This is a genomic window from Enterobacter sp. BIDMC 26, from assembly GCF_000534435.1.
Lineage (GTDB): Bacteria > Pseudomonadota > Gammaproteobacteria > Enterobacterales > Enterobacteriaceae > Enterobacter > Enterobacter ludwigii.
In genome coordinates, this window is the sequence record NZ_KI973182.1 from 3,881,771 (window position 1) to 3,901,298 (window position 19,528).

Sequence of the window (19,528 nt, forward strand, 5' to 3'; positions counted from 1 at the left end):
TCCGGTATTCACGCCATGCACCACGACATCAGCCCCCTTCTGACCGACCTCATTAATGGCACCGTAGCGCTACGTGACGTACGGTTTTTCACCCCGCCCGACCCACACTCCCGCACATCGCCTTGCCTGGTCATTAACCTCGATAATGCCTGCGAAGCGTGGTTTTCTTACTCTGCAGAGGGGTTACTTCATACCGGACACGCGCTCAGCATCAGCTTCGGTAAACAGCAGCTGTCGCTTCGTCTTTATCGGGATAACGTGCTTATACAGCACCAGCAGGTTGCCCGGCGCGGCCCCCGAACCGGAGCGTTTCTCCTGCAAACGCTGGCCGAACTGCAGATGCAGCCTGATGAACAGGAAACGGCCAGACTAGTGGTACTGAGTATGCTCAGCCACTGTCGCGATCTTCTTGGCAGCGACATTCATACTGACAGCCGCAGTCGTGCTTTGTTTGAAGCCATCCGGCGCTATCTCGATGAACATCACGCCTCACCGCTGACCCGCGATTCCGTGGCACGGGCGTTTTATATTTCACCCAACTACCTTTCACATCTGTTTCAGAAGACCGGGAACGTGGGGTTCAATGAATACCTGACCCAAACGCGTCTGGAACACGCGCGCCAGTTGCTCAAGGGTTATGACCTAAAAATCAAAGACATTGCCGCCCGCTGCGGCTTTACAGACAGCAACTACTTCTGCCGCCTCTTTCGTAAACATACCGAACGCTCCCCTTCCGAGTACCGCCGCCAGTATCACAGCCAGCTGACTGCCAAAAACTAGCATTGTGATCGCCCTCTCACTTCACTAAGCACATTACATTTGTCCAGTATTTGGCAAAATTGACCTGTATCCCCGGCCAGCAGCCCCACCTTATCCTTAGGTTAACCTTTCTGACTTAAGGAAAAATAATGGAACTGTATCTGGATACCGCCAACGTGGCAGAGGTTGAGCGCCTGGCGCGCATTTTTCCGATTGCCGGCGTCACCACCAACCCGAGCATTGTAGCCGCCAGCGGCGAAACCCTCTGGAATGTACTGCCGCGTCTGCAAAACGCCATCGGGCCACAGGGTACGCTGTTTGCCCAGACCATGAGCCGTGAAGCCGAAGGGATGGTGGCAGAAGCCAAACGCCTGAGTAACGCCATTCCTGACATCGTGGTGAAAATCCCGGTGACCGCGCAGGGCCTTATAGCGATAAAAATGCTGAAAAAAGAGGGCATAACCACGTTGGGCACGGCCGTTTACAGCGCCGCCCAGGGTTTACTGGCCGCGCTGGCGGGAGCGAAATATGTCGCACCGTATGTTAACCGCGTCGACGCTCAGGGCGGGGACGGCATTCGTATGGTACAGGAGCTGCAATCCCTGCTCGAACGGCACGCCCCAGAAAGCAGCGTGCTGGCCGCCAGCTTCAAAACACCACGTCAGGCGCTGGACTGCCTGCTCGCCGGATGTGAAGCAATCACGCTTCCTTTAGATGTAGCGCAACAAATGCTCGGCACCCCGGCGGTAGAGTCAGCCATAGAGAAGTTTGAGCACGACTGGAAAAACGCGTTTGGTAACCTCAACCTCTAAGGGAGATCTGTTATGGACCGTATCATTCAATCGCCGGGGAAATATATCCAGGGCGCTGATGTTCTCACCCGTCTCGGCGACTATCTAAAACCACTGGCAACACGCTGGTTGGTTGTGGGCGATAAGTTTGTGCTGGGTTTTGCACAAGAGACCTTGCTTGAGAGTTTCAAAAAAGCGGAAATTCATGCTGAAATCGCGCCCTTCGGTGGCGAATGTTCGCAAAACGAAATCGATCGCCTGAAAAAACGGGCCGACGGCGCCGACTGTATGGCGGTGCTCGGTATCGGCGGCGGGAAAACGCTGGATACCGCCAAAGCGCTGGCGCATTTTATGGACGTGCCCGTTGCCATCGCCCCGACTATCGCCTCCACCGACGCCCCGTGCAGCGCCCTTTCTGTCATTTATACCGACAGCGGTGAATTCGATCGCTACCTGATGCTGCCGCATAACCCGAACATGGTGATTGTCGACACCCGGGTGGTGGCTGGCGCTCCGCCGCGTCTGCTGGCCGCCGGGATAGGCGATGCCCTTGCCACCTGGTTTGAAGCGCGCGCCTGTTCCCGTAGTGGCGCGATCACCATGGCGGGCGGAAAATGTACCCAGGCTGCGCTAGCCCTCGCCGAGTTGTGCTACAACACGTTAATTGAAGAGGGTGAGAAAGCGATGCTCGCGGCCGGGCAGCACGTGGTCACACCGGCGCTGGAGCGCATCATTGAAGCCAATACCTATCTGAGCGGCGTTGGATTTGAAAGCGGTGGACTGGCGGCCGCGCACGCCATTCACAACGGAATGACCGCCGTGCCGGAGGCACATTCGTTCTATCACGGTGAAAAAGTGGCGTTTGGGACGCTGACGCAACTGGTGCTGGAAAATGCCCCGGTAGAGGAAATTGAAACCGTCGCAGCGCTGTGTCACAGCGTAGGTTTGCCCATCACGCTGGCACAACTGAACATTAAAGAGGATATTCCGCTTAAAATGCGGCTGATTGCCGAGGCTGCCTGCGCAGAGGGTGAAACCATTCACAACATGCCAGGCGGGGTGTCACCGGATCAGGTTTACGCGGCGCTGCTGGTGGCCGATCAGTACGGGCAACGGTTCCTGCGGGAGTGGGCGTAACCGGTATTTCCGGATGGTAAAAAAATCCCCGCCGAAGCGGGGATTGTATTTACTGCAGATCAAACCGATCCAAATCCATCACCTTCGCCCAAGCGGCAACAAAGTCGCGGACGAATTTCTCATGGGCGTCGCTGCTGGCGTAAACCTCGGCCAGCGCGCGCAGCACGGCGTTCGAACCGAATACCAGATCGGCACGCGTGGCGGTGTATTTCACTTCACCGCTGGCGCGATCGCTGCCGGCAAACAGCTCGTTTGATTCATCGGTCGCTTTCCACTGGGTATTCATGTCCAGCAGGTTCACGAAGAAATCGTTGCTCAGCACGCCTTCACGATGGGTGAACACGCCGTTCTGACTGCCATCGAAGTTCGCCCCCAGTACGCGCAGACCGCCAATCAGCACCGTCAGTTCTGGTGCAGTGAGCGTCAGCTGCTGGGCCTTATCAATCAACAGAGACTCGGTAGTGGAGGCATCAACCTGTGCACGGTAGTTACGGAAGCCATCGGCAATCGGTTCGAGCAGGTTAAACATCTCGATATCCGTCTGATCCTGGCGCGCATCAACGCGGCCCGGCGTGAACGGTACATTGACGTAAACGCCGGCCTCTTTCGCCGCCTGTTCAACACCCACCACACCTGCCAGCACGATGATATCGGCCAGTGACGCTTTGTTGGTGGTACGCTGAATAGCTTCCAGGGCGGGTAACGCGCGAACCGCTGCGGCGTTAACTTCCCAGTCGCGCTGGGGTGCCAGTGCCAGACGCGCACCGTTGGCGCCGCCACGCTTATCGCCACCGCGGAAGGTCGATGCAGATGCCCAGGCAACGGAAACCAGGTCGCTCACGGACAGACCCGAGGCAATGATTTCCGCTTTCAGACTCTCGATGTCCTCTTTGGTCGGGTTGAACACCGCCTGCGGCAGTGGATCCTGCCAGATGAGATCTTCTTTCGGCACTTCCGGACCAATGTAACGCGCTTTTGGCCCCATATCACGGTGGGTCAGCTTGAACCACGCGCGCGCAAAGGCTTCGTTAAAGGCCTGCGGATCGTTCAGGAAGCGGCGGGAGATTTTCTCGAACTCGGGGTCAAAACGCAGCGTCAGATCGGTGACCAGCATCGTCGGTTTGCGCTTTTTCGACGGGTCGAACGGATCAGGCATAATGTCTGGTGCATCCACGGCTTCGAACTGAATCGCACCCGCCGGGCTGCGGGTCTGCACCCACTCGTATTTGAACAGGTTCTCGAAGAAGTAGTTACTCCACTGGGTCGGCGTTTGCGACCAGATGACTTCCAGCCCGGAGGTGATCGCATCTGCGCCAACACCGGTACCGTGCGTACTGGTCCAGCCCAGACCCTGCGCTTCAATTGGCGCGGCTTCCGGGTCGGCACCGACATGGGTCGCTTCACCTGCACCGTGGGTTTTACCGAGGGTATGACCGCCTGCAATCAACGCAACGGTCTCTTCGTCGTTCATCCCCATGTTGCCAAAGGTGGCACGGATCGCCGCGGCCGCTGACAGCGGTTCACCGCTGGCGTTTGGCCCTTCCGGGTTAACGTAAATCAGCCCCATTTCGGTGGCTGCCAGTGGGCGCTTCGCCAGTGCTTCCGGGTCACGGTGGGTGAGCCAGGCTTTTTCATCACCCCAGTTCACGTCCATATCCGGTTCCCAGACATCTTCACGCCCGGCCCCAAAACCAAAGGTACGGAAACCAGAGTTCTCCAGCGCCACGTTACCGGCAAGGATGAAGAGGTCAGCCCAGGAAATTTTTTGACCGTATTTTTGCTTGATAGGCCACAGGAGACGGCGCGCTTTATCCAGACTTACGTTATCTGGCCAGGAGTTCAGGGGGGCAAAGCGCTGTTGACCGCGCCCTGCGCCACCGCGACCGTCAACGGAGCGATAGGTACCTGCGCCGTGCCAGGCCATACGGATAAACAGGCCCGCATAGCTGCCCCAGTCGGCTGGCCACCACGGCTGAGAGTCGGTCAGAAGTGCTTTGAGATCGCCCTTGAGCGCTGAGTAATCAAGTTTGCTGAATTCTTTGCGGTAGTCAAAGTCTTCACCCAGAGGGTTAGAACGGTTGGAATGTTGATTAAGAAGATCGACGCGGAGTTGTTTTGGCCACCAGTCGCGGCTGCCTGTGCCTGCCCCCGCGCTGTGATCGACGCTGCCCTGATGGAACGGGCACTTGCCGATTGATGCCGCATTATTGCTGTCGTCTGACGTGCTCATCGCTATGCTCCCTTTTACAGTGTTACCGTTACGATATACGCCCTTGTTGATAAGGTATAGTTGAGATAACCCACAGATTCGATAGTTAATTCCGTTTAATTTCCCATTGAAAGTATGTGCGTTCTGTACGTCAAAGGCAGCATTGCTGATATGGCGGGGAAATAAAACCCTTATAAATCAAAAAACCCTCCGAAGAGGGCTTCTATTTATTATGCGCCAGGCCGAACACCCAGCGTATGGCAAATGGCGTAACTCATTTCCGCGCGGTTGAGCGTATAGAAGTGGAAATCCTTCACTCCTTCACGACTCAAGATCTTCACCATGTCCATCGCGATGTTTGCGCCCACCAGCTTGCGTGTTTCCGGATCATCGTCCAGCCCTTCGTACATTTTAGACATCCAGTGCGGAATGCGCACATTGGTCATATCGGCAAATTTCTTCGCCTGTTTGAAGTTAGAGACCGGCAAAATTCCCGGGATAATTTCGACGTCTATGCCCGCGGACACACAGCGGTCACGAAAGCGCAGGTAGCTTTCCACATCAAAGAAGAACTGGGTAATGGCGCGGTTCGCACCGGCGTCCACTTTACGCTTCAGGTTAAGCAGATCCGCCTGGGCGCTTTTCGCTTCCGGGTGAACTTCAGGATAAGCAGCAACGGAAATGTCGAAGTCTGCGACCTCTTTCAGCAGCGCGACCAGATCGGTGGCGTACATGTCCGGTTTACCGCTCCCCGGCGGCAGGTCACCGCGCAGGGCGACGATATGGCGAATACCGTTGTTCCAGTAGTCCTGGGCAATGGCACGCAGCTCATCGCGCGTCGCGTCGATACAGGTCAGGTGCGGAGCCGCTTCCAGACCCGTACGGTCCTTAATGCCTTTAATGATGCTGTGCGTACGGTCACGCTCACCGGAGTTGGCACCGTAGGTGACGGAGACAAACTTCGGTTTCAGGCTGCTCAGGCGATCGATAGAGCTCCAGAGGGTTTGCTCCATTTCACTGGTGCGCGGCGGGAAAAATTCAAAAGAGACGTTAATCTGACCATTTACTTCGGCCAGGCTCTGATTCAGGGCTTCCCGCTGGTTGGCGTGAAAAAAGCTCATACCTTACCTCATCAATCGCGTGTCATTGTGTGTTGTGTTTCGAACTTCTATACGTTTAGACGTCCAGATGTAAAAATGACGGAAAAGCGGAGGGACGTCAACAGAAATAATCGCCAGGAATGGTGAGGAATGCTCAGGGAAGATGAAGGGAGTTCATGATGGCGGGTGAGTGCGGTCTGATGCCCTCACTCTGTCCCTCTCCCACCGGGAGAGGGAACAAGAAAGATTACAGCAGTTTAGCCAGACGGTTGATGTCGGACTGGATGGCCCCGGCGGTCACATCGCGCCCCGCACCCGGGCCACGGATCACCAGTGGGTTATCACGGTACCAGCGGCTTTCAATGGCGAAAACATTATCGCACGGCAGCAGTGCCGCCAGCGGATGTTCAGGACGAACCGCCTCGACACCCACACGTGCTTTTCCGTTCGCTTCGAAACGCGCCACGTAGCGCAGCACCAGGCCCATCTCGTTTGCCGCTTCCAGACGTTGCACCATCTGCTCGTTCAGCTCTTCGCCGTTCTCGAAGAAATGGTCGACAGAGTCGTCCTCACAGCCAGCAGGCACCAGCGACTCAACGCGGACGGCATCAGGTTCGATGTCATAACCGGCTTCACGCGCCAGGATCACCAGCTTACGCATAACGTCTTTACCGGAGAGGTCAACGCGTGGGTCAGGCTCCGTTAAGCCCTGCTGCCATGCCTGATCCACCAGGTCAGTGAACGGTACGGTGCCATCAAACTGCAGGAACAGCCAGGAGAGCGTGCCGGAGAAGATGCCACTCAGCGCCAGAATGCTGTCGCCGCTTTCAATCAAATCACGCACGGTATGGTTAACCGGCAAGCCAGCGCCCACCGTGGCGTTATACAGCCAGTGACGGCCTGTCTTTTCAAACGCGTCGTGGATTTGACGGTACTTGTCCGTGCTGCTCGCCCCCGCCAGCTTATTGGCGCTAATAACATGGAAACCGTGGCTGGCGAAATCAAGATACTGATCGGCAAGCTGTTCACTGGCGGTCACGTCCAGTACCACCAGATCGTCATACGGGTGCGCGCGCATCCAGAGGAACAGCGACTCTTCGTCCTGTTCAACCGCTTCATCGTTAAAGAAGGCCAGCGCCCGGCTGGCGTCCAGCCCTTCGTAGTTCAACAGGCTGCGGCGGCTGTCCACCACGCCCGCGAGAATAAATTCAAACCCGGTACGCGCTGAGAGGGTCACCTGCTCGCGAGCGAACAGCTCCAGCCAGCGTGAGCCGATGTTTCCTTTGCCAAACAGCACCAGTCCAATGCGTTTCTCCGCACGGAACAGAGAGGTATGCAGCCCCTGAATCAGACTCTCGGTGGGTCCTTTACGCAGTACGGCCACCAGGCTGATGCCCTCTTCCGACTGCCAGGTGAATTCAACCGGCTGGCCTTTCAGCTGCTGCCAGAAACGGTGGCAGTGCAGCGGGTTGCGGGTAACGCCCGCCCCCACCATCGCCACCAGCGCCAGACCCTGACGCAGGCGAAGCTCGCCCGGCAGGCCCGCTTCATCAAGAATTTTCAGGGCGCTGTCCGCCACTTCAGCGGTGTAGCAGAACTGCAGCAGCTGGCGATCGTTATGCACGCCAACGGCGAGCGGACGCACCTGGGCGCGTTTGAGGATCAGGTCGATGTCTTTGTGTGCCAGTTTGAAATCCTGGCCCGCCGGGACCTGGAACTCAATCAGGCAGATGTCGTCATGGCTGGTCACAATTCGCGCCCCCGTACCGGACGCCAGGACGCGTTCGATACGGGTAGAGCCTTGATCCGGGGTGTAACTACAGCGCAGCTGCAGGTCGATGTCGCTCCCGGAAACCGGCTGTAGCGTACGCGCATGCAGAACCGGTGCCGCCAGGCGTGCCAGCTCGCTGGCCTCGTCCAGACGCAGCAGCGGCAGCAGGCAGGCATCTTTCACTTTACGCGGGTCAGCACTGTAGACACCGGCCACGTCGCTCCAGATGGTGACGCGGGAAACGCCTGCCAGCGCACCAATTTGCGTCGCTGAGTAGTCAGAGCCGTTACGTCCCAGCAGCACGGTTTCACCGGCACTGCTGCGGCTGATAAAGCCGGTCACCACAATACGTTTGCCCGGATGCTGAACCAGCAGCTGTTGCAGCAGCGGATATGACAAACCTTCATCCACCTGCGGCTGAGCGGCGCGTTCGGCGCGCAGGAAGTCACGCGCGTCAAGCCAGGCCGCATCCACGCCCAGGTGTTGCAGCACGGCCGCCATCAGGCGCGCAGACCACACTTCACCGTGGCCGACCACCTCGGCATACACCGCGTCGGTAATACCGCTGTCCAGCAGGGCAGCCAGACGCTCAAGGTCATGCGTAAAGGCGCTAATCAATCCGTCCGCGACGTCCGCAGGCAGTAAGCCGGCAATCAGCTCACTCTGGTAACGACGTAAGGACTGTTGCACCTGATGCGCAGAGAGGCGATCGGTCTGACTCAGTTTGAGCCAGCTAATCAACTGGTTGGTGGTGCTGCCAGCCGCGGAGACAACCATCATGTCCCCCGGCTGCGAATACTCTGTCATGATCCCTGCGACACGCAGGTAACACTTCACATCAGCAAGACTACTACCACCAAACTTGTGCAGTTGACGACCCTTCGCCCCTGCCTGCGCTATCACACTCATGATTACCCCTTGGCTGCGACCCGGAAGCCATTTTCCAGATCGGCAATTAAATCTTCAGAATCTTCAATACCGGTCGAGATACGCAGCAGCGTCTCAGAAATACCGGCGGCGGCACGTGCTTCTGGTGCCATACCTGCGTGCGTCATGGTCGCGGCGTGGGAGATCAAGCTTTCAACCCCACCTAATGATTCCGCCAGCGTAAACAATGACAGCCCGCTCAGGAAGCGACGCAGCGTTTGCTCGTCACCGTCCAGTTCAAAACTTAACATCGCGCCAAATCCCTTTTGTTGACGCGCGGCAATCTCGTGCCCCTGGTTTTCCGGCAGCGACGGGTGATAGAGCTTTTTCACCAGCGGCTGGGTCTTCAGGAAATCGACAATCGCCTGAGCATTGCGCTGCGCCACTTCCATGCGCGGCGACAGCGTGCGGATACCGCGCAACAACAGGTAGCTGTCGAAAGCGCTCGCAGTGACGCCAATGTTATTGGCCCACCATGCCAGTTCGGTGACAACGTCGGGATCTTTTGCAATCACCACGCCCGCTACCACATCAGAATGACCGTTCAGATATTTTGTGCATGAATGCAATACCAGATCGGCACCCAGCGCAAGCGGGTTCTGAAGGGCCGGACTGAGGAAGGTATTATCCACTACACTTATCGCTCCCGCATCCCTTGCGCGCTGACAAATTTTCGCAATATCGACGACGCGCAACAATGGATTGCTTGGACTTTCCACCAGCACCAGCTTCGGTTTCTCTGCCAGCGCCTGTTTCAGCGCCTGTTCGTCGTTTTGATCGACAAACAGCACGCGGTAGCACCCGCGTTTTGCGAGGCTGTCAAACAGACGATAGCTACCACCGTAACAGTCGTGCGGTGCCACCAGCAGGTCGCCCGGCTTCAGAAATACCGTCGTCACCAGGTGAATCGCAGACATCCCGGTGTTGGTTAACACGGCGCCTGCACCGCCTTCCAGCTCCGCCAGCGTGCGCTGGGTTACGTCACGCGTCGGGTTGCCGCGACGGGAGTAGTCATGCGCACGGGGTTCATTAAAACCGGTAAAATTGTAAGTACTGGAAAGATGAATTGGCGGGACAACACAGCCGTACTGCTCGTCATCATTTAATCCGCTACGCACTGCGATGGTGGCCTGTTTACGCGTCATGGTGAAGGCTTCCTGGCTAAAAGAGGTGAAAAGTCAGGCACCAGAGTAAACACTGAAAGTATGGACGTCAATACATCTGGACATCTAAACTTCTTTGCGTATAGATTGAGCAATGCGCAAATAGCCGTTAAAATTATATGCTTTAGTGCACGCTGCAGCGGCAATATCCGTGCCACGGTATCGTCTCTACGGTAAACTACGCTGGATTACGGTCAAAACTGGCGATGACGGGTTTTGCACCTTTAGATTAATGACTGAGAGGATTAAAGGTATCTCATGGCTGAATGGAGCGGCGAATATATCAGCCCATACGCTGAGCACGGTAAGAAGAGTGAGCAAGTAAAGAAAATTACGGTTTCCATTCCTCTGAAGGTGTTGAAGATCCTCACCGATGAACGTACGCGTCGTCAGGTGAACAACCTGCGCCACGCGACCAACAGCGAACTGCTGTGCGAAGCGTTTCTGCATGCGTTTACCGGTCAACCGTTGCCAAACGATGAAGATCTGCGCAAAGAGCGTAGTGATGAAATTCCGGAAGAGGCGAAGGTGATCATGCGTGAACTGGGTATCGACCCGGATACGTGGGAATACTGAGAAGCGGATACAAAAAAGGCACCTTGCGGTGCCTTTTTTTCGGGAAACTTACTTAGCGCCCGGGATGCTGAAACGCTTGTTGAAGCGGTCAACACGGCCACCGGTTGCAACATCACGCTGCTTACCAGTGTAGAACGGGTGGCATTTGCCGCACACGTCCAGGTTCAGATCGTGACCCACGGTAGAGCGGATCTGGATAGAGTTACCGCAAGAACAGTTTGCAGTAATCATTTCGTATTTCGGGTGAATATCTTTTTTCATGGGAGAACCTCAGTTAAGGCCGCGTCGCTCTTCCAGCCCTAACGCCAGACACCACGCGATGTTGAATGTAAGTTCTTTGGCGTAAAGTACACCAAAGGCGGCGAATCATACAGAATTTGACCAACGTATGCAAACTGATCCGCACGCCGCTTTCACTAATGTGTATACTAACGCGCCACTTTTCAAGTCAGGAAGATTCGATGCCCGTCGCTCACGTTGCCCTGCCCGTTCCGCTTCCCCGCACCTTTGACTATCTGCTGCCTGACAGCATGAGCGCCAAAGCGGGCTGTCGCGTGACCGTGCCATTTGGCAAACAGCAGCGTATTGGGATTGTGGTGTCGGTGAGCGATAAGAGCGAATTGCCGCTCAATGAGCTGAAAGCCGTCGCAGAGGTACTGGACAGCGAGCCCGTTTTCTCCACCAGCACCTGGCGACTCCTGCTGTGGGCGGCAGATTACTACCATCACCCTATCGGCGATGTCCTGTTCCACGCCCTGCCTGTTATGCTTCGTCAGGGTAAAAGTGCCAGCCACGCTCCCCTCTGGTACTGGTTTGCCACTGAAGAGGGTCAGGCAGTCGATATCAATAGCCTGAAACGCTCGCAGAAACAGCAGCAGGCGCTGGCGGCCCTGCGTCAGGGGAAAATCTGGCGGCATCAGGTTGACGAGCTTGAGGTGAGCGAAACGGCGCTACAGGCCCTGCGCAAAAAAGGGCTGAGCGAACTGGCAAGCGAGGCGCCCGCCCTTTATGACTGGCGGGACAGTTTCTCCGTTTCAGGGGATCGTCTGCGACTCAACACCGAGCAGGCCACCGCCGTAGGAGCCATTCACAGCGCCTCCGATCATTTCTCCGCCTGGCTACTGGCAGGGGTCACCGGCTCCGGCAAAACAGAAGTGTATCTCAGCGTACTGGAAAACGTGCTTGCGCAGGGTAAACAGGCGCTGGTGATGGTTCCGGAAATCGGCCTTACGCCACAAACCATCGCCCGTTTTCGCGAGCGGTTTAATGCGCCGGTTGAAGTGTTACATTCGGGCCTGAACGACAGCGAGCGCCTCAGCGCCTGGCTGAAAGCCAAAAACGGCGAAGCGGCGATTGTGATTGGCACCCGTTCCTCGCTGTTTACGCCGTTTAAAAACCTCGGCGTTATCGTCATCGATGAAGAGCATGACAGCTCCTATAAGCAACAGGAAGGCTGGCGCTATCACGCCCGCGATCTGGCCGTTTATCGCGCCCATAGCGAGCAAATCCCGATTATTCTTGGCTCCGCGACGCCCGCCCTCGAAACGCTGCATAACGTTCGCCAGCGTAAATACCACATGCTGCGCCTTACGCGGCGCGCAGGGAACGCGCGCCCTGCTATTCAGCATGTGCTGGATCTAAAAGGCCAGCAGGTGCAGGCGGGGTTAGCGCCTGCGCTTATCACCCGGATGCGCCAGCATTTGCAGGCCGGTAATCAGGTCATTTTATTCCTTAACCGCCGCGGGTTTGCCCCGGCGCTGTTGTGTCACGACTGCGGCTGGATTGCCGAATGCCCGCGCTGCGACCACTACTACACGTTCCATCAGGCCCAGCGCCATTTACGCTGCCACCACTGCGACAGCCAGCGGCCGGTACCACGCCAGTGTCCGTCATGTGGCTCAACGCATATCGTGCCGGTCGGCCTGGGGACGGAGCAACTAGAAGAGGCCCTTAAGCCTTTCTTCCCTGACGTTCCTCTTTCCCGCATCGACCGTGACACTACCAGCCGCAAAGGGGCGCTGGAACAGCAGCTGGCGGAAGTGCATCGCGGTGGCGCACGCATTCTGATTGGCACGCAGATGCTGGCCAAAGGGCACCACTTCCCGGACGTAACGCTGGTCGCCCTGCTGGACGTAGACGGCGCGCTGTTTTCGGCCGATTTTCGCTCAGCAGAACGTTTTGCCCAGCTTTATACCCAGGTTGCCGGACGTGCCGGTCGCGCAGGCAAACAGGGTGAGGTGGTTTTACAGACCCACCATCCTGAACATCCGTTACTGCAAACCCTGCTGCATAAAGGCTATGACGCGTTTGCGGAGCAGGCGCTGGCAGAACGCCAGACGATGCAGCTTCCGCCGTGGACCAGCCACGTCATCATTCGCGCAGAAGATCACAACAACCAGCAGGCACCGCTTTTCCTGCAGCAGCTGAGAAACCTCCTGCAGGCCAGTCCGCTGGTGGATAACCCGCTGTGGATACTGGGGCCGGTGCCGGCGCTGGCACCAAAGCGTGGTGGACGTTTCCGCTGGCAGATTTTGCTCCAGCACCCTTCGCGCATCCGCCTGCAACATATCGTCAGCGGCGCGCTGGTGCTGATCAATACCCTACCGGAAGCGCGCAAAGTGAAGTGGGTACTGGACGTTGATCCTATCGAAGGCTGAAGACGGATCGAAAAATTTAACGCTCCTCACACTTTTTATGAAAATTCTGTAACCGATTCCATTAACTATCTGTAAAAATGGTGGCGTCAGAAGTTCGGTGTTCAGGCGAGGAGAAGACGTTGAAGTCCAGGAAAGAGGTTGCCACGGCGACCATGAAAGACGTTGCCCAGAAAGCACAAGTCTCTACGGCAACCGTGTCCCGCGCATTAATGAACCCGGATAAAGTCTCCCAGGCGACCCGTAACCGGGTAGAGCAGGCTGCGCTGGAAGTGGGCTATTTCCCGCAGGCGATGGGACGAAACGTTAAACGCAATGAGTCGCGCACCATCCTGGTGATTGTGCCGGACATCTGCGATCCCTTCTTCAGCGAGATTATTCGCGGTATCGAAGTGACGGCGGCAGAACAAGGTTATCTGGTGCTGATTGGCGACTGTGCTCACCAGAACCAGCAGGAAAAAACCTTTATCGACCTCATTATCACCAAGCAGATCGACGGCATGTTGCTGCTTGGGTCTCGCCTGCCGTTTGATGCCAGCATTGAAGAGCAGCGCAATTTACCGCCGATGGTGATGGCCAACGAGTTTGCACCCGAGCTGGAGCTGCCGACGGTACATATTGATAACCTGACCGCCGCGTTCAACGCCGTCAACTATCTTCAGGAGCTGGGGCACAAGCGTATTGGCTGCATTGCCGGGCCGGAAGAGATGCCATTGTGCCACTACCGCCTGCAGGGCTACGTTCAGGCGCTGCGCCGTACCGGCGTCACCGTCGATCCGCACTACATTGCTCGCGGGGATTTCACCTTTGAAGCCGGTGGACAGGCGCTGGAGAAGCTGCTGGATCTGCCCGAGCCGCCGACCGCGGTGTTCTGTCACAGCGATGTGATGGCACTGGGGGCATTATCGTATGCGAAGCGCCGCGGCCTGCGCATACCGAAAGATTTGTCGATCATCGGATTCGATAATATTTCGCTGTCAGAATTTTGCGATCCTCCACTCTCGACCGTGGCGCAGCCGCGCTATGATATTGGGCGTGAAGCGATGCTTCTTCTGCTGGATCAGCTGCATGGTCAAACAGTTAACAGCGGCTCGCGGTTGCTGGACTGTGAATTGATTGTGCGCGGTTCTACCCAGGCATTGACTTAAAGTAAATGTCTTTCAGACACCCTTATCTGGTCAAAGCCCCGCCGCTTAAGTAACATGGCGGGCTGACGAACGAATAAATACAGCGAAACGATAGTGGCACAACGAGATTATGTACGTCGCGGCCAGCCGGCACCTTCGCGACGCAAAAAGAGTAGCTCAAGGAAAAAGCAACGTAACCTGCCTGCTGTCTCGCCAGCGATGGTCGCTATTGCTGCGGCTGTAGTCGTGGCCTTTATTGGTGGTCTGTACTTTATCACGCACCATAAAAAAGAAGAGTCCGAGGCGCTTCAGGCCAGCAAGGTTGCCGGAAACGGCCTTCCGCCGAAGCCTGAAGAGCGCTGGCGCTATATCAAAGAGCTGGAAAGCCGTCAGCCTGGCGTACGTGCACCGACCGAACCTTCAGCGGGTGGTGAAGTGCAAAATGCCAGCCAGTTGACGGATGAACAGCGTCAGTTGCTGGCACAAATGCAGGCCGATATGCGCCAGCAGCCTACGCAGCTGAATGAAGTGCCGTGGAACGAGCAGACGCCGGAACAGCGTCAGCAAACGCTGCAGCGTCGTCAGGCGCAGCAGCAGCTCCAGCAGCAACAGCAGCAACAACAGCAGTGGGCGCAAACCCAGCCAGTGCAGCAGCCTAAAACGCAGCCGCGGGTGACGGAACAGCCGTATCAGCAGCAAACGCGAACGGCGCAGTCCCAGCCAGTGCAGCAACCGCCGAAGGCCCAGCCGCAGAAACAGGCGGCTCAGCCGTATCAGGATCTGCTGCAGACGCCGGCGCATACCACTGCTCAGCAGCCGAAAACGCAGCAGGCCGCACCGGTAACCAAAGAGACCGATGCGCCGAAGCAGACTGCTGAGAAAAAAGACGAACGCCGCTGGATGGTGCAATGTGGTTCATTCAAAGGTGCTGAGCAGGCGGAAACGGTGCGCGCACAGCTGGCTTTCGAAGGGTTTGATTCACGCATTACCACCAATAACGGCTGGAATCGCGTGGTGATTGGCCCGGTCAAAGGCAAAGAAAATGCCGACGGAACCATTTCCCGTTTGAAAGTGGCGGGACACACAAACTGCATTCGACTCGCTACCGGGGGTTGAAACCCCCAAATTCCCCCCCATCTATCATTCTATTCAGCCCTGAGCACAGGCTCAGGGCTTCTGTTTCCCGATTCTGTAACCAGGGGGTCTGCTCGTGACAACAATAGTAAGTGTACGCCGTAACGGCCACGTGGTAATCGCCGGTGATGGCCAGGCCACGCTGGGTAATACCGTAATGAAAGGCAACGTGAAAAAAGTTCGTCGTTTATACAACGACAAAGTGATCGCCGGTTTTGCAGGCGGTACGGCTGACGCCTTCACGCTGTTCGAACTATTTGAACGCAAACTGGAAATGCACCAGGGTCACCTGGTGAAAGCCGCCGTTGAGCTGGCGAAAGACTGGCGTACCGATCGCATGCTGCGCAAACTTGAAGCGCTGCTGGCGGTGGCCGATGAAACCGCTTCGCTTATCATCACCGGTAACGGTGACGTCATTCAGCCTGAAAACGACCTGATTGCTATTGGCTCTGGTGGCCCGTACGCCCAGGCTGCAGCCCGTGCGCTGTTGGAAAATACCGACATGAACGCGCGCGATATCGCGGTGAAGGCGTTGGATATTGCAGGTGATATCTGCATCTATACCAACCACAACCACACCATCGAAGAATTACCGTCTAAAGCGTAAGGATCTCCCATGTCTGAAATGACCCCACGCGAAATTGTCAGCGAACTGGACAAACATATTATCGGCCAGGACAACGCCAAGCGTTCCGTGGCTATTGCCCTGCGTAACCGCTGGCGCCGCATGCAGCTCGAAGAAGAGCTGCGCCATGAAGTGACGCCAAAAAACATTCTGATGATCGGCCCGACCGGTGTCGGTAAAACCGAAATCGCCCGTCGTCTGGCGAAACTGGCTAACGCCCCGTTCATCAAAGTCGAAGCCACCAAGTTCACCGAAGTGGGCTATGTGGGTAAAGAAGTGGACTCCATCATTCGCGATCTGACCGACTCGGCGATCAAAATGGTGCGCGTCCAGGCGATTGAGAAAAACCGCTACCGCGCCGAAGAGATGGCGGAAGAGCGCATTCTTGACGTCCTGATCCCACCGGCGAAGAACAACTGGGGCCAGGCTGAACAGCAGGCTGAGCCGTCAGCGGCACGTCAGGCGTTCCGCAAAAAACTGCGTGAAGGCGAGCTGGACGACAAAGAGATTGAGATCGATCTTGCTGCTGCCCCTATGGGTGTGGAAATCATGGCACCGCCTGGCATGGAAGAGATGACCAGCCAGCTGCAGTCCATGTTCCAGAACCTGGGCGGCCAGAAGCAGAAAGCGCGTAAGCTGAAAATCAAAGACGCCATGAAGCTGCTGATCGAAGAAGAAGCGGCGAAACTGGTGAACCCGGAAGAGCTGAAGCAGGATGCTATCGACGCGGTTGAGCAGCACGGTATCGTGTTTATCGACGAAATCGACAAAATCTGTAAGCGTGGCGAATCCTCAGGCCCGGATGTCTCCCGTGAAGGCGTTCAGCGCGACCTGCTGCCGCTGGTTGAAGGCTGCACCGTCTCCACCAAACACGGTATGGTCAAAACGGACCACATCCTGTTTATCGCCTCTGGCGCATTCCAGGTGGCGAAACCGTCTGACCTGATCCCGGAACTGCAGGGTCGTCTGCCGATTCGCGTGGAGCTGCAGGCGCTGACCACTGAAGATTTCGAACGCATCCTGACCGAGCCAAATGCCTCTGTGACCGTACAGTACAAAGCGCTGATGGCAACCGAAGGTGTGAACATCGAGTTCACTGAAGACGGTATCAAACGCATCGCCCAGGCCGCCTGGCAGGTCAACGAAACCACCGAGAACATCGGTGCCCGTCGTCTGCACACCGTGCTGGAGCGCCTGATGGAAGATATCTCTTATGATGCGAGCGACCTGAACGGTCAAAGCATTACCATTGACGCAGAATATGTGGGTAAACACCTGGATGCGTTAGTGGCAGATGAAGATCTGAGCCGTTTTATCCTATAATCGCGGTTACTGCATTCTCATCACGTTTAATGGGGGCTAAAGCCCCCATTTTTATTGGCTAAATTACTATGACTGACATCAGCCGTACTCAGGCGTGGCTCGAAAGTCTGCGCCCTAAAACTCTTCCTCTGGCCTTTGCCGCCATTATCGTCGGTACGGCGCTTGCCTGGTGGCAAGGCTATTTCGATCCGCTGGTTGCCGGGCTGGCACTGATTACCGCCGGTCTGCTGCAAATTCTCTCCAATCTCGCCAACGACTATGGCGATGCGGTTAAAGGCAGCGACAAACCCGACCGTATCGGGCCACTGCGCGGTATGCAGAAAGGGGTCATTACCCAGGCACAGATGAAACGCGCGCTGATCATCACCGTGGCGCTGATTTGTCTTTCCGGCCTGGCGCTGGTAACGGTCGCGTCTAAAACCCCCAGCGATTTCATTGGGTTCCTGGTACTGGGTCTGCTCGCCATTATTGCCGCCATTACCTATACCGTCGGTACCCGCCCTTACGGGTATATTGGGCTGGGTGACATCTCCGTGCTGGTGTTCTTCGGCTGGCTGAGCGTGATGGGGAGCGGGTACTTACAGGCACATACCCTGATCCCGGCCCTGTTCCTGCCGGCAACCGCCTGCGGCATGCTGGCGACGGCGGTGCTTAACATCAACAACCTGCGCGATATCGACAGCGACCGTGAGAACGGCAAAAACACGCTGGCCGTGCGTCTGGGGCCCGTTAATGCACGCCGTTATCATGCGTGTCTGCTGCTGGGCGCTCTGCTGTGCCTGGCGCTGTTTAACGTTATCTCGCTGCACAGCATATGGGGCTGGCTGTTTGTACTCGCCGCACCGCTGCTGATTAAGCAGGCGCGATTCGTCATGCGTGAACTCAGCCCTGCGGCCATGCCGCCAATGCTGGAACGTACGGTAAAAGGGGCACTGCTGACTAACCTGTTGTTCGTCATCGGGATTGTCTTAAGTCAGACGCTGGGTTAACTGACAAATATCAATTAACAATTGATGATTTTGCCAACAACGCATTTAGCACGATATACTGAACACATTCGCAGCAACTGAGCGTTAAACCTATGAAATACGATACCTCCGAGCTTTGTGACATCTACCAGGAAGATGTCAACGTCGTTGAACCGCTGTTCTCCAACTTTGGTGGGCGGTCGTCGTTTGGCGGACAAATCGTCACGGTGAAATGTTTCGAGGATAACGGGTTGCTCTATGATCTGCTCGAACAGAACGGCCGTGGCCGCGTTCTGCTGGTTGATGGCGGGGGCTCCGTACGTCGTGCCCTCATTGATGCTGAGCTCGCCCGTCTTGCCGTACAGAACGAGTGGGAAGGCATTGTGGTGTATGGCTCAGTGCGCCAGGTGGACGATCTCGAAGACCTGGACATTGGCATTCAGGCTATCGCGGCCATTCCGGTGGGTGCTGCAGGTGAAGGTATCGGCGAAAGCGACGTGCGCGTCAATTTCGGCGGCGTGACCTTCTTCTCCGGTGACCATCTCTATGCCGATAACACCGGGATTATCCTTTCCGAAGATCCGCTGGATATCGAGTAATAAAAAAGCCGGGTGGCGGCGACGCCTTACCCGGCCTGTTCTGCATTTCCCGAAAGAAATTACACTTCTTCCATACGCCCCAGCAGCGCCTGCAGACGATCCTGCCAGCCATTCTGCTGTTCACGCAGCTGGTTGTTTTCGCGCTCCAGTTCTTCACGGCTGTGCTGGGCGTTCTGAACTTCCTGCGCCAGGCTGTTGTTCTTCTCTTTCAGCTCTTCAATTTCCATCTGCAGCAGCGTGATGGTGTCAATCGCCTGCTGTACTTTCGATTCCAGTTTCTCAAACACTTCTAAAGACATGATCCTACCTCTCCTGAATTGCAAGGCGACGCTTTAACGTAAACGCGCACAACAGATATGCCGATTGTATGAAGCCCCGTCGCCCCTGTCCAGCGGCAGACCGCGCAGATCGTGGTTTGCAACACTTTTCGGCCTCGTCCTGGTGCGTTCGCGGCATATACCCCTAAATTGTTAACTCATTCGTTAATGAAATGATTCAGCTCACATTTTGCTATTGGTGTAAAAATGCGCTTTATGGCGCGAAAACGCTCATTTTATTGACGCAGACCACACATTTTGATTTCGATATTTCTCGTTTTTGCTCGTTAACGATAAATTAACACTATGTCTACAGGGCATCGTGGCTGTCACGGGCGGTCATGCTAA

Annotated in this window: 17 protein-coding genes; 11 read left to right on the forward strand and 6 right to left on the reverse strand. The window is 56.3% G+C overall.

The features are described from left to right. Positions 1 to 15: 15 nt before the first annotated feature. From L462_RS05190 to L462_RS05180, 3 genes are all read left to right on the forward strand, one after another. On the forward strand, positions 16 to 780 hold the full coding sequence (locus L462_RS05190; RefSeq protein WP_032679235.1) for a helix-turn-helix transcriptional regulator: 765 nt from the start codon (positions 16 to 18) through the stop codon (positions 778 to 780). A 128-nt stretch (positions 781 to 908) separates the two neighbouring features. Next, positions 909 to 1,571 carry a fructose-6-phosphate aldolase gene (fsa, locus tag L462_RS05185; protein ID WP_032679238.1) on the forward strand — a complete coding sequence of 221 codons (663 nt, stop codon included), beginning with the start codon at positions 909 to 911 and terminating at the stop codon, positions 1,569 to 1,571. Positions 1,572 to 1,583: 12 nt separating this feature from the next. Beyond that, the gene (locus L462_RS05180) at positions 1,584 to 2,687 is read left to right on the forward strand and encodes a bifunctional L-1,2-propanediol dehydrogenase/glycerol dehydrogenase (protein WP_032679239.1); all 1,104 of its coding nucleotides are present in this window, start codon (positions 1,584 to 1,586) and stop codon (positions 2,685 to 2,687) included. A gap of 49 nt (positions 2,688 to 2,736) precedes the next feature. Here L462_RS05180 and katG read toward each other — a convergent pair whose 3' ends face one another. From katG to metB, 4 genes are all read right to left on the reverse strand, one after another. Beyond that, the gene (katG, locus tag L462_RS05175) at positions 2,737 to 4,917 is read right to left on the reverse strand and encodes a catalase/peroxidase HPI (RefSeq protein ID WP_025202761.1); all 2,181 of its coding nucleotides are present in this window, start codon (positions 4,915 to 4,917) and stop codon (positions 2,737 to 2,739) included. A gap of 209 nt (positions 4,918 to 5,126) precedes the next feature. Next, the gene (metF, locus tag L462_RS05170; protein WP_014172187.1) at positions 5,127 to 6,017 is read right to left on the reverse strand and encodes a methylenetetrahydrofolate reductase; all 891 of its coding nucleotides are present in this window, start codon (positions 6,015 to 6,017) and stop codon (positions 5,127 to 5,129) included. A 226-nt stretch (positions 6,018 to 6,243) separates the two neighbouring features. Continuing rightward, positions 6,244 to 8,676, reverse strand: a complete 2,433-nt coding sequence (locus tag L462_RS05165) for a bifunctional aspartate kinase/homoserine dehydrogenase II (protein WP_020883947.1) — start codon at positions 8,674 to 8,676, stop codon at positions 6,244 to 6,246. Between the two features lie 2 nt (positions 8,677 to 8,678). Next, complete coding sequence (gene metB, locus L462_RS05160) at positions 8,679 to 9,839, reverse strand: cystathionine gamma-synthase (RefSeq protein WP_014172189.1); 1,161 nt, start codon at positions 9,837 to 9,839, stop codon at positions 8,679 to 8,681. 276 nt (positions 9,840 to 10,115) lie between these two features. On the opposite strand from metB, the gene metJ reads away from it, so the two are divergent. Then, complete coding sequence (metJ, locus tag L462_RS05155) at positions 10,116 to 10,433, forward strand: met regulon transcriptional regulator MetJ (RefSeq protein WP_007369220.1); 318 nt, start codon at positions 10,116 to 10,118, stop codon at positions 10,431 to 10,433. Between the two features lie 48 nt (positions 10,434 to 10,481). On the opposite strand, the gene rpmE is transcribed toward metJ, so the two are convergent. Further along, positions 10,482 to 10,694 (reverse strand): 50S ribosomal protein L31, encoded by a 213-nt coding sequence (gene rpmE / locus L462_RS05150; RefSeq protein ID WP_003862040.1) that lies wholly within the window; start codon positions 10,692 to 10,694, stop codon positions 10,482 to 10,484. 200 nt (positions 10,695 to 10,894) lie between these two features. Between rpmE and priA the strand changes: the two genes are divergently transcribed. The 7 genes from priA to rraA all read left to right on the forward strand — a co-directional run bounded on the left by priA (position 10,895) and on the right by rraA (position 18,863). Continuing rightward, a complete protein-coding gene (gene priA / locus L462_RS05145) occupies positions 10,895 to 13,090 on the forward strand; it encodes a primosomal protein N' (protein ID WP_032679240.1) in 2,196 nt (731 codons plus the stop codon). A gap of 119 nt (positions 13,091 to 13,209) precedes the next feature. Then, complete coding sequence (gene cytR, locus L462_RS05140; RefSeq protein WP_020883949.1) at positions 13,210 to 14,235, forward strand: DNA-binding transcriptional regulator CytR; 1,026 nt, start codon at positions 13,210 to 13,212, stop codon at positions 14,233 to 14,235. Positions 14,236 to 14,328: 93 nt separating this feature from the next. Beyond that, positions 14,329 to 15,330: a cell division protein FtsN gene (gene ftsN / locus L462_RS05135; protein WP_014172193.1), complete on the forward strand. Its 1,002-nt coding sequence runs from the start codon at positions 14,329 to 14,331 to the stop codon at positions 15,328 to 15,330. A 94-nt stretch (positions 15,331 to 15,424) separates the two neighbouring features. Continuing rightward, the gene (gene hslV / locus L462_RS05130; RefSeq protein WP_014172194.1) at positions 15,425 to 15,955 is read left to right on the forward strand and encodes an ATP-dependent protease subunit HslV; all 531 of its coding nucleotides are present in this window, start codon (positions 15,425 to 15,427) and stop codon (positions 15,953 to 15,955) included. 9 nt (positions 15,956 to 15,964) lie between these two features. Next, positions 15,965 to 17,296 (forward strand): HslU--HslV peptidase ATPase subunit, encoded by a 1,332-nt coding sequence (gene hslU / locus L462_RS05125; RefSeq protein ID WP_014172195.1) that lies wholly within the window; start codon positions 15,965 to 15,967, stop codon positions 17,294 to 17,296. A gap of 68 nt (positions 17,297 to 17,364) precedes the next feature. Beyond that, positions 17,365 to 18,285, forward strand: coding sequence for a 1,4-dihydroxy-2-naphthoate polyprenyltransferase (gene menA / locus L462_RS05120; RefSeq protein WP_014172196.1), 921 nt, complete (start codon positions 17,365 to 17,367; stop codon positions 18,283 to 18,285). Between the two features lie 92 nt (positions 18,286 to 18,377). Then, positions 18,378 to 18,863 (forward strand): ribonuclease E activity regulator RraA, encoded by a 486-nt coding sequence (rraA, locus tag L462_RS05115; RefSeq protein WP_014172197.1) that lies wholly within the window; start codon positions 18,378 to 18,380, stop codon positions 18,861 to 18,863. 59 nt (positions 18,864 to 18,922) lie between these two features. On the opposite strand, the gene zapB is transcribed toward rraA, so the two are convergent. Next, positions 18,923 to 19,162, reverse strand: a complete 240-nt coding sequence (gene zapB / locus L462_RS05110) for a septal ring assembly protein ZapB (protein ID WP_008501806.1) — start codon at positions 19,160 to 19,162, stop codon at positions 18,923 to 18,925. Between the last annotated feature and the right edge of the window lie 366 nt (positions 19,163 to 19,528).

Excerpts from the sequence above, each read along its gene's own strand:
- L462_RS05190 (WP_032679235.1), top strand. The coding sequence starts at position 16 with ATGCACCACGACATCAGCCCCCTTCTGACCGACCTCATTAATGGCACC.
- fsa (WP_032679238.1), top strand. The coding sequence starts at position 909 with ATGGAACTGTATCTGGATACCGCCAACGTGGCAGAGGTTGAGCGCCTG.
- L462_RS05180 (WP_032679239.1), top strand. The coding sequence starts at position 1,584 with ATGGACCGTATCATTCAATCGCCGGGGAAATATATCCAGGGCGCTGAT.
- katG (WP_025202761.1), bottom strand. The coding sequence starts at position 4,917 with ATGAGCACGTCAGACGACAGCAATAATGCGGCATCAATCGGCAAGTGC.
- metF (WP_014172187.1), bottom strand. The coding sequence starts at position 6,017 with ATGAGCTTTTTTCACGCCAACCAGCGGGAAGCCCTGAATCAGAGCCTG.
- L462_RS05165 (WP_020883947.1), bottom strand. The coding sequence starts at position 8,676 with ATGAGTGTGATAGCGCAGGCAGGGGCGAAGGGTCGTCAACTGCACAAG.
- metB (WP_014172189.1), bottom strand. The coding sequence starts at position 9,839 with ATGACGCGTAAACAGGCCACCATCGCAGTGCGTAGCGGATTAAATGAT.
- metJ (WP_007369220.1), top strand. The coding sequence starts at position 10,116 with ATGGCTGAATGGAGCGGCGAATATATCAGCCCATACGCTGAGCACGGT.
- rpmE (WP_003862040.1), bottom strand. The coding sequence starts at position 10,694 with ATGAAAAAAGATATTCACCCGAAATACGAAATGATTACTGCAAACTGT.
- priA (WP_032679240.1), top strand. The coding sequence starts at position 10,895 with ATGCCCGTCGCTCACGTTGCCCTGCCCGTTCCGCTTCCCCGCACCTTT.
- hslU (WP_014172195.1), top strand. The coding sequence starts at position 15,965 with ATGTCTGAAATGACCCCACGCGAAATTGTCAGCGAACTGGACAAACAT.
- menA (WP_014172196.1), top strand. The coding sequence starts at position 17,365 with ATGACTGACATCAGCCGTACTCAGGCGTGGCTCGAAAGTCTGCGCCCT.
- rraA (WP_014172197.1), top strand. The coding sequence starts at position 18,378 with ATGAAATACGATACCTCCGAGCTTTGTGACATCTACCAGGAAGATGTC.
- zapB (WP_008501806.1), bottom strand. The coding sequence starts at position 19,162 with ATGTCTTTAGAAGTGTTTGAGAAACTGGAATCGAAAGTACAGCAGGCG.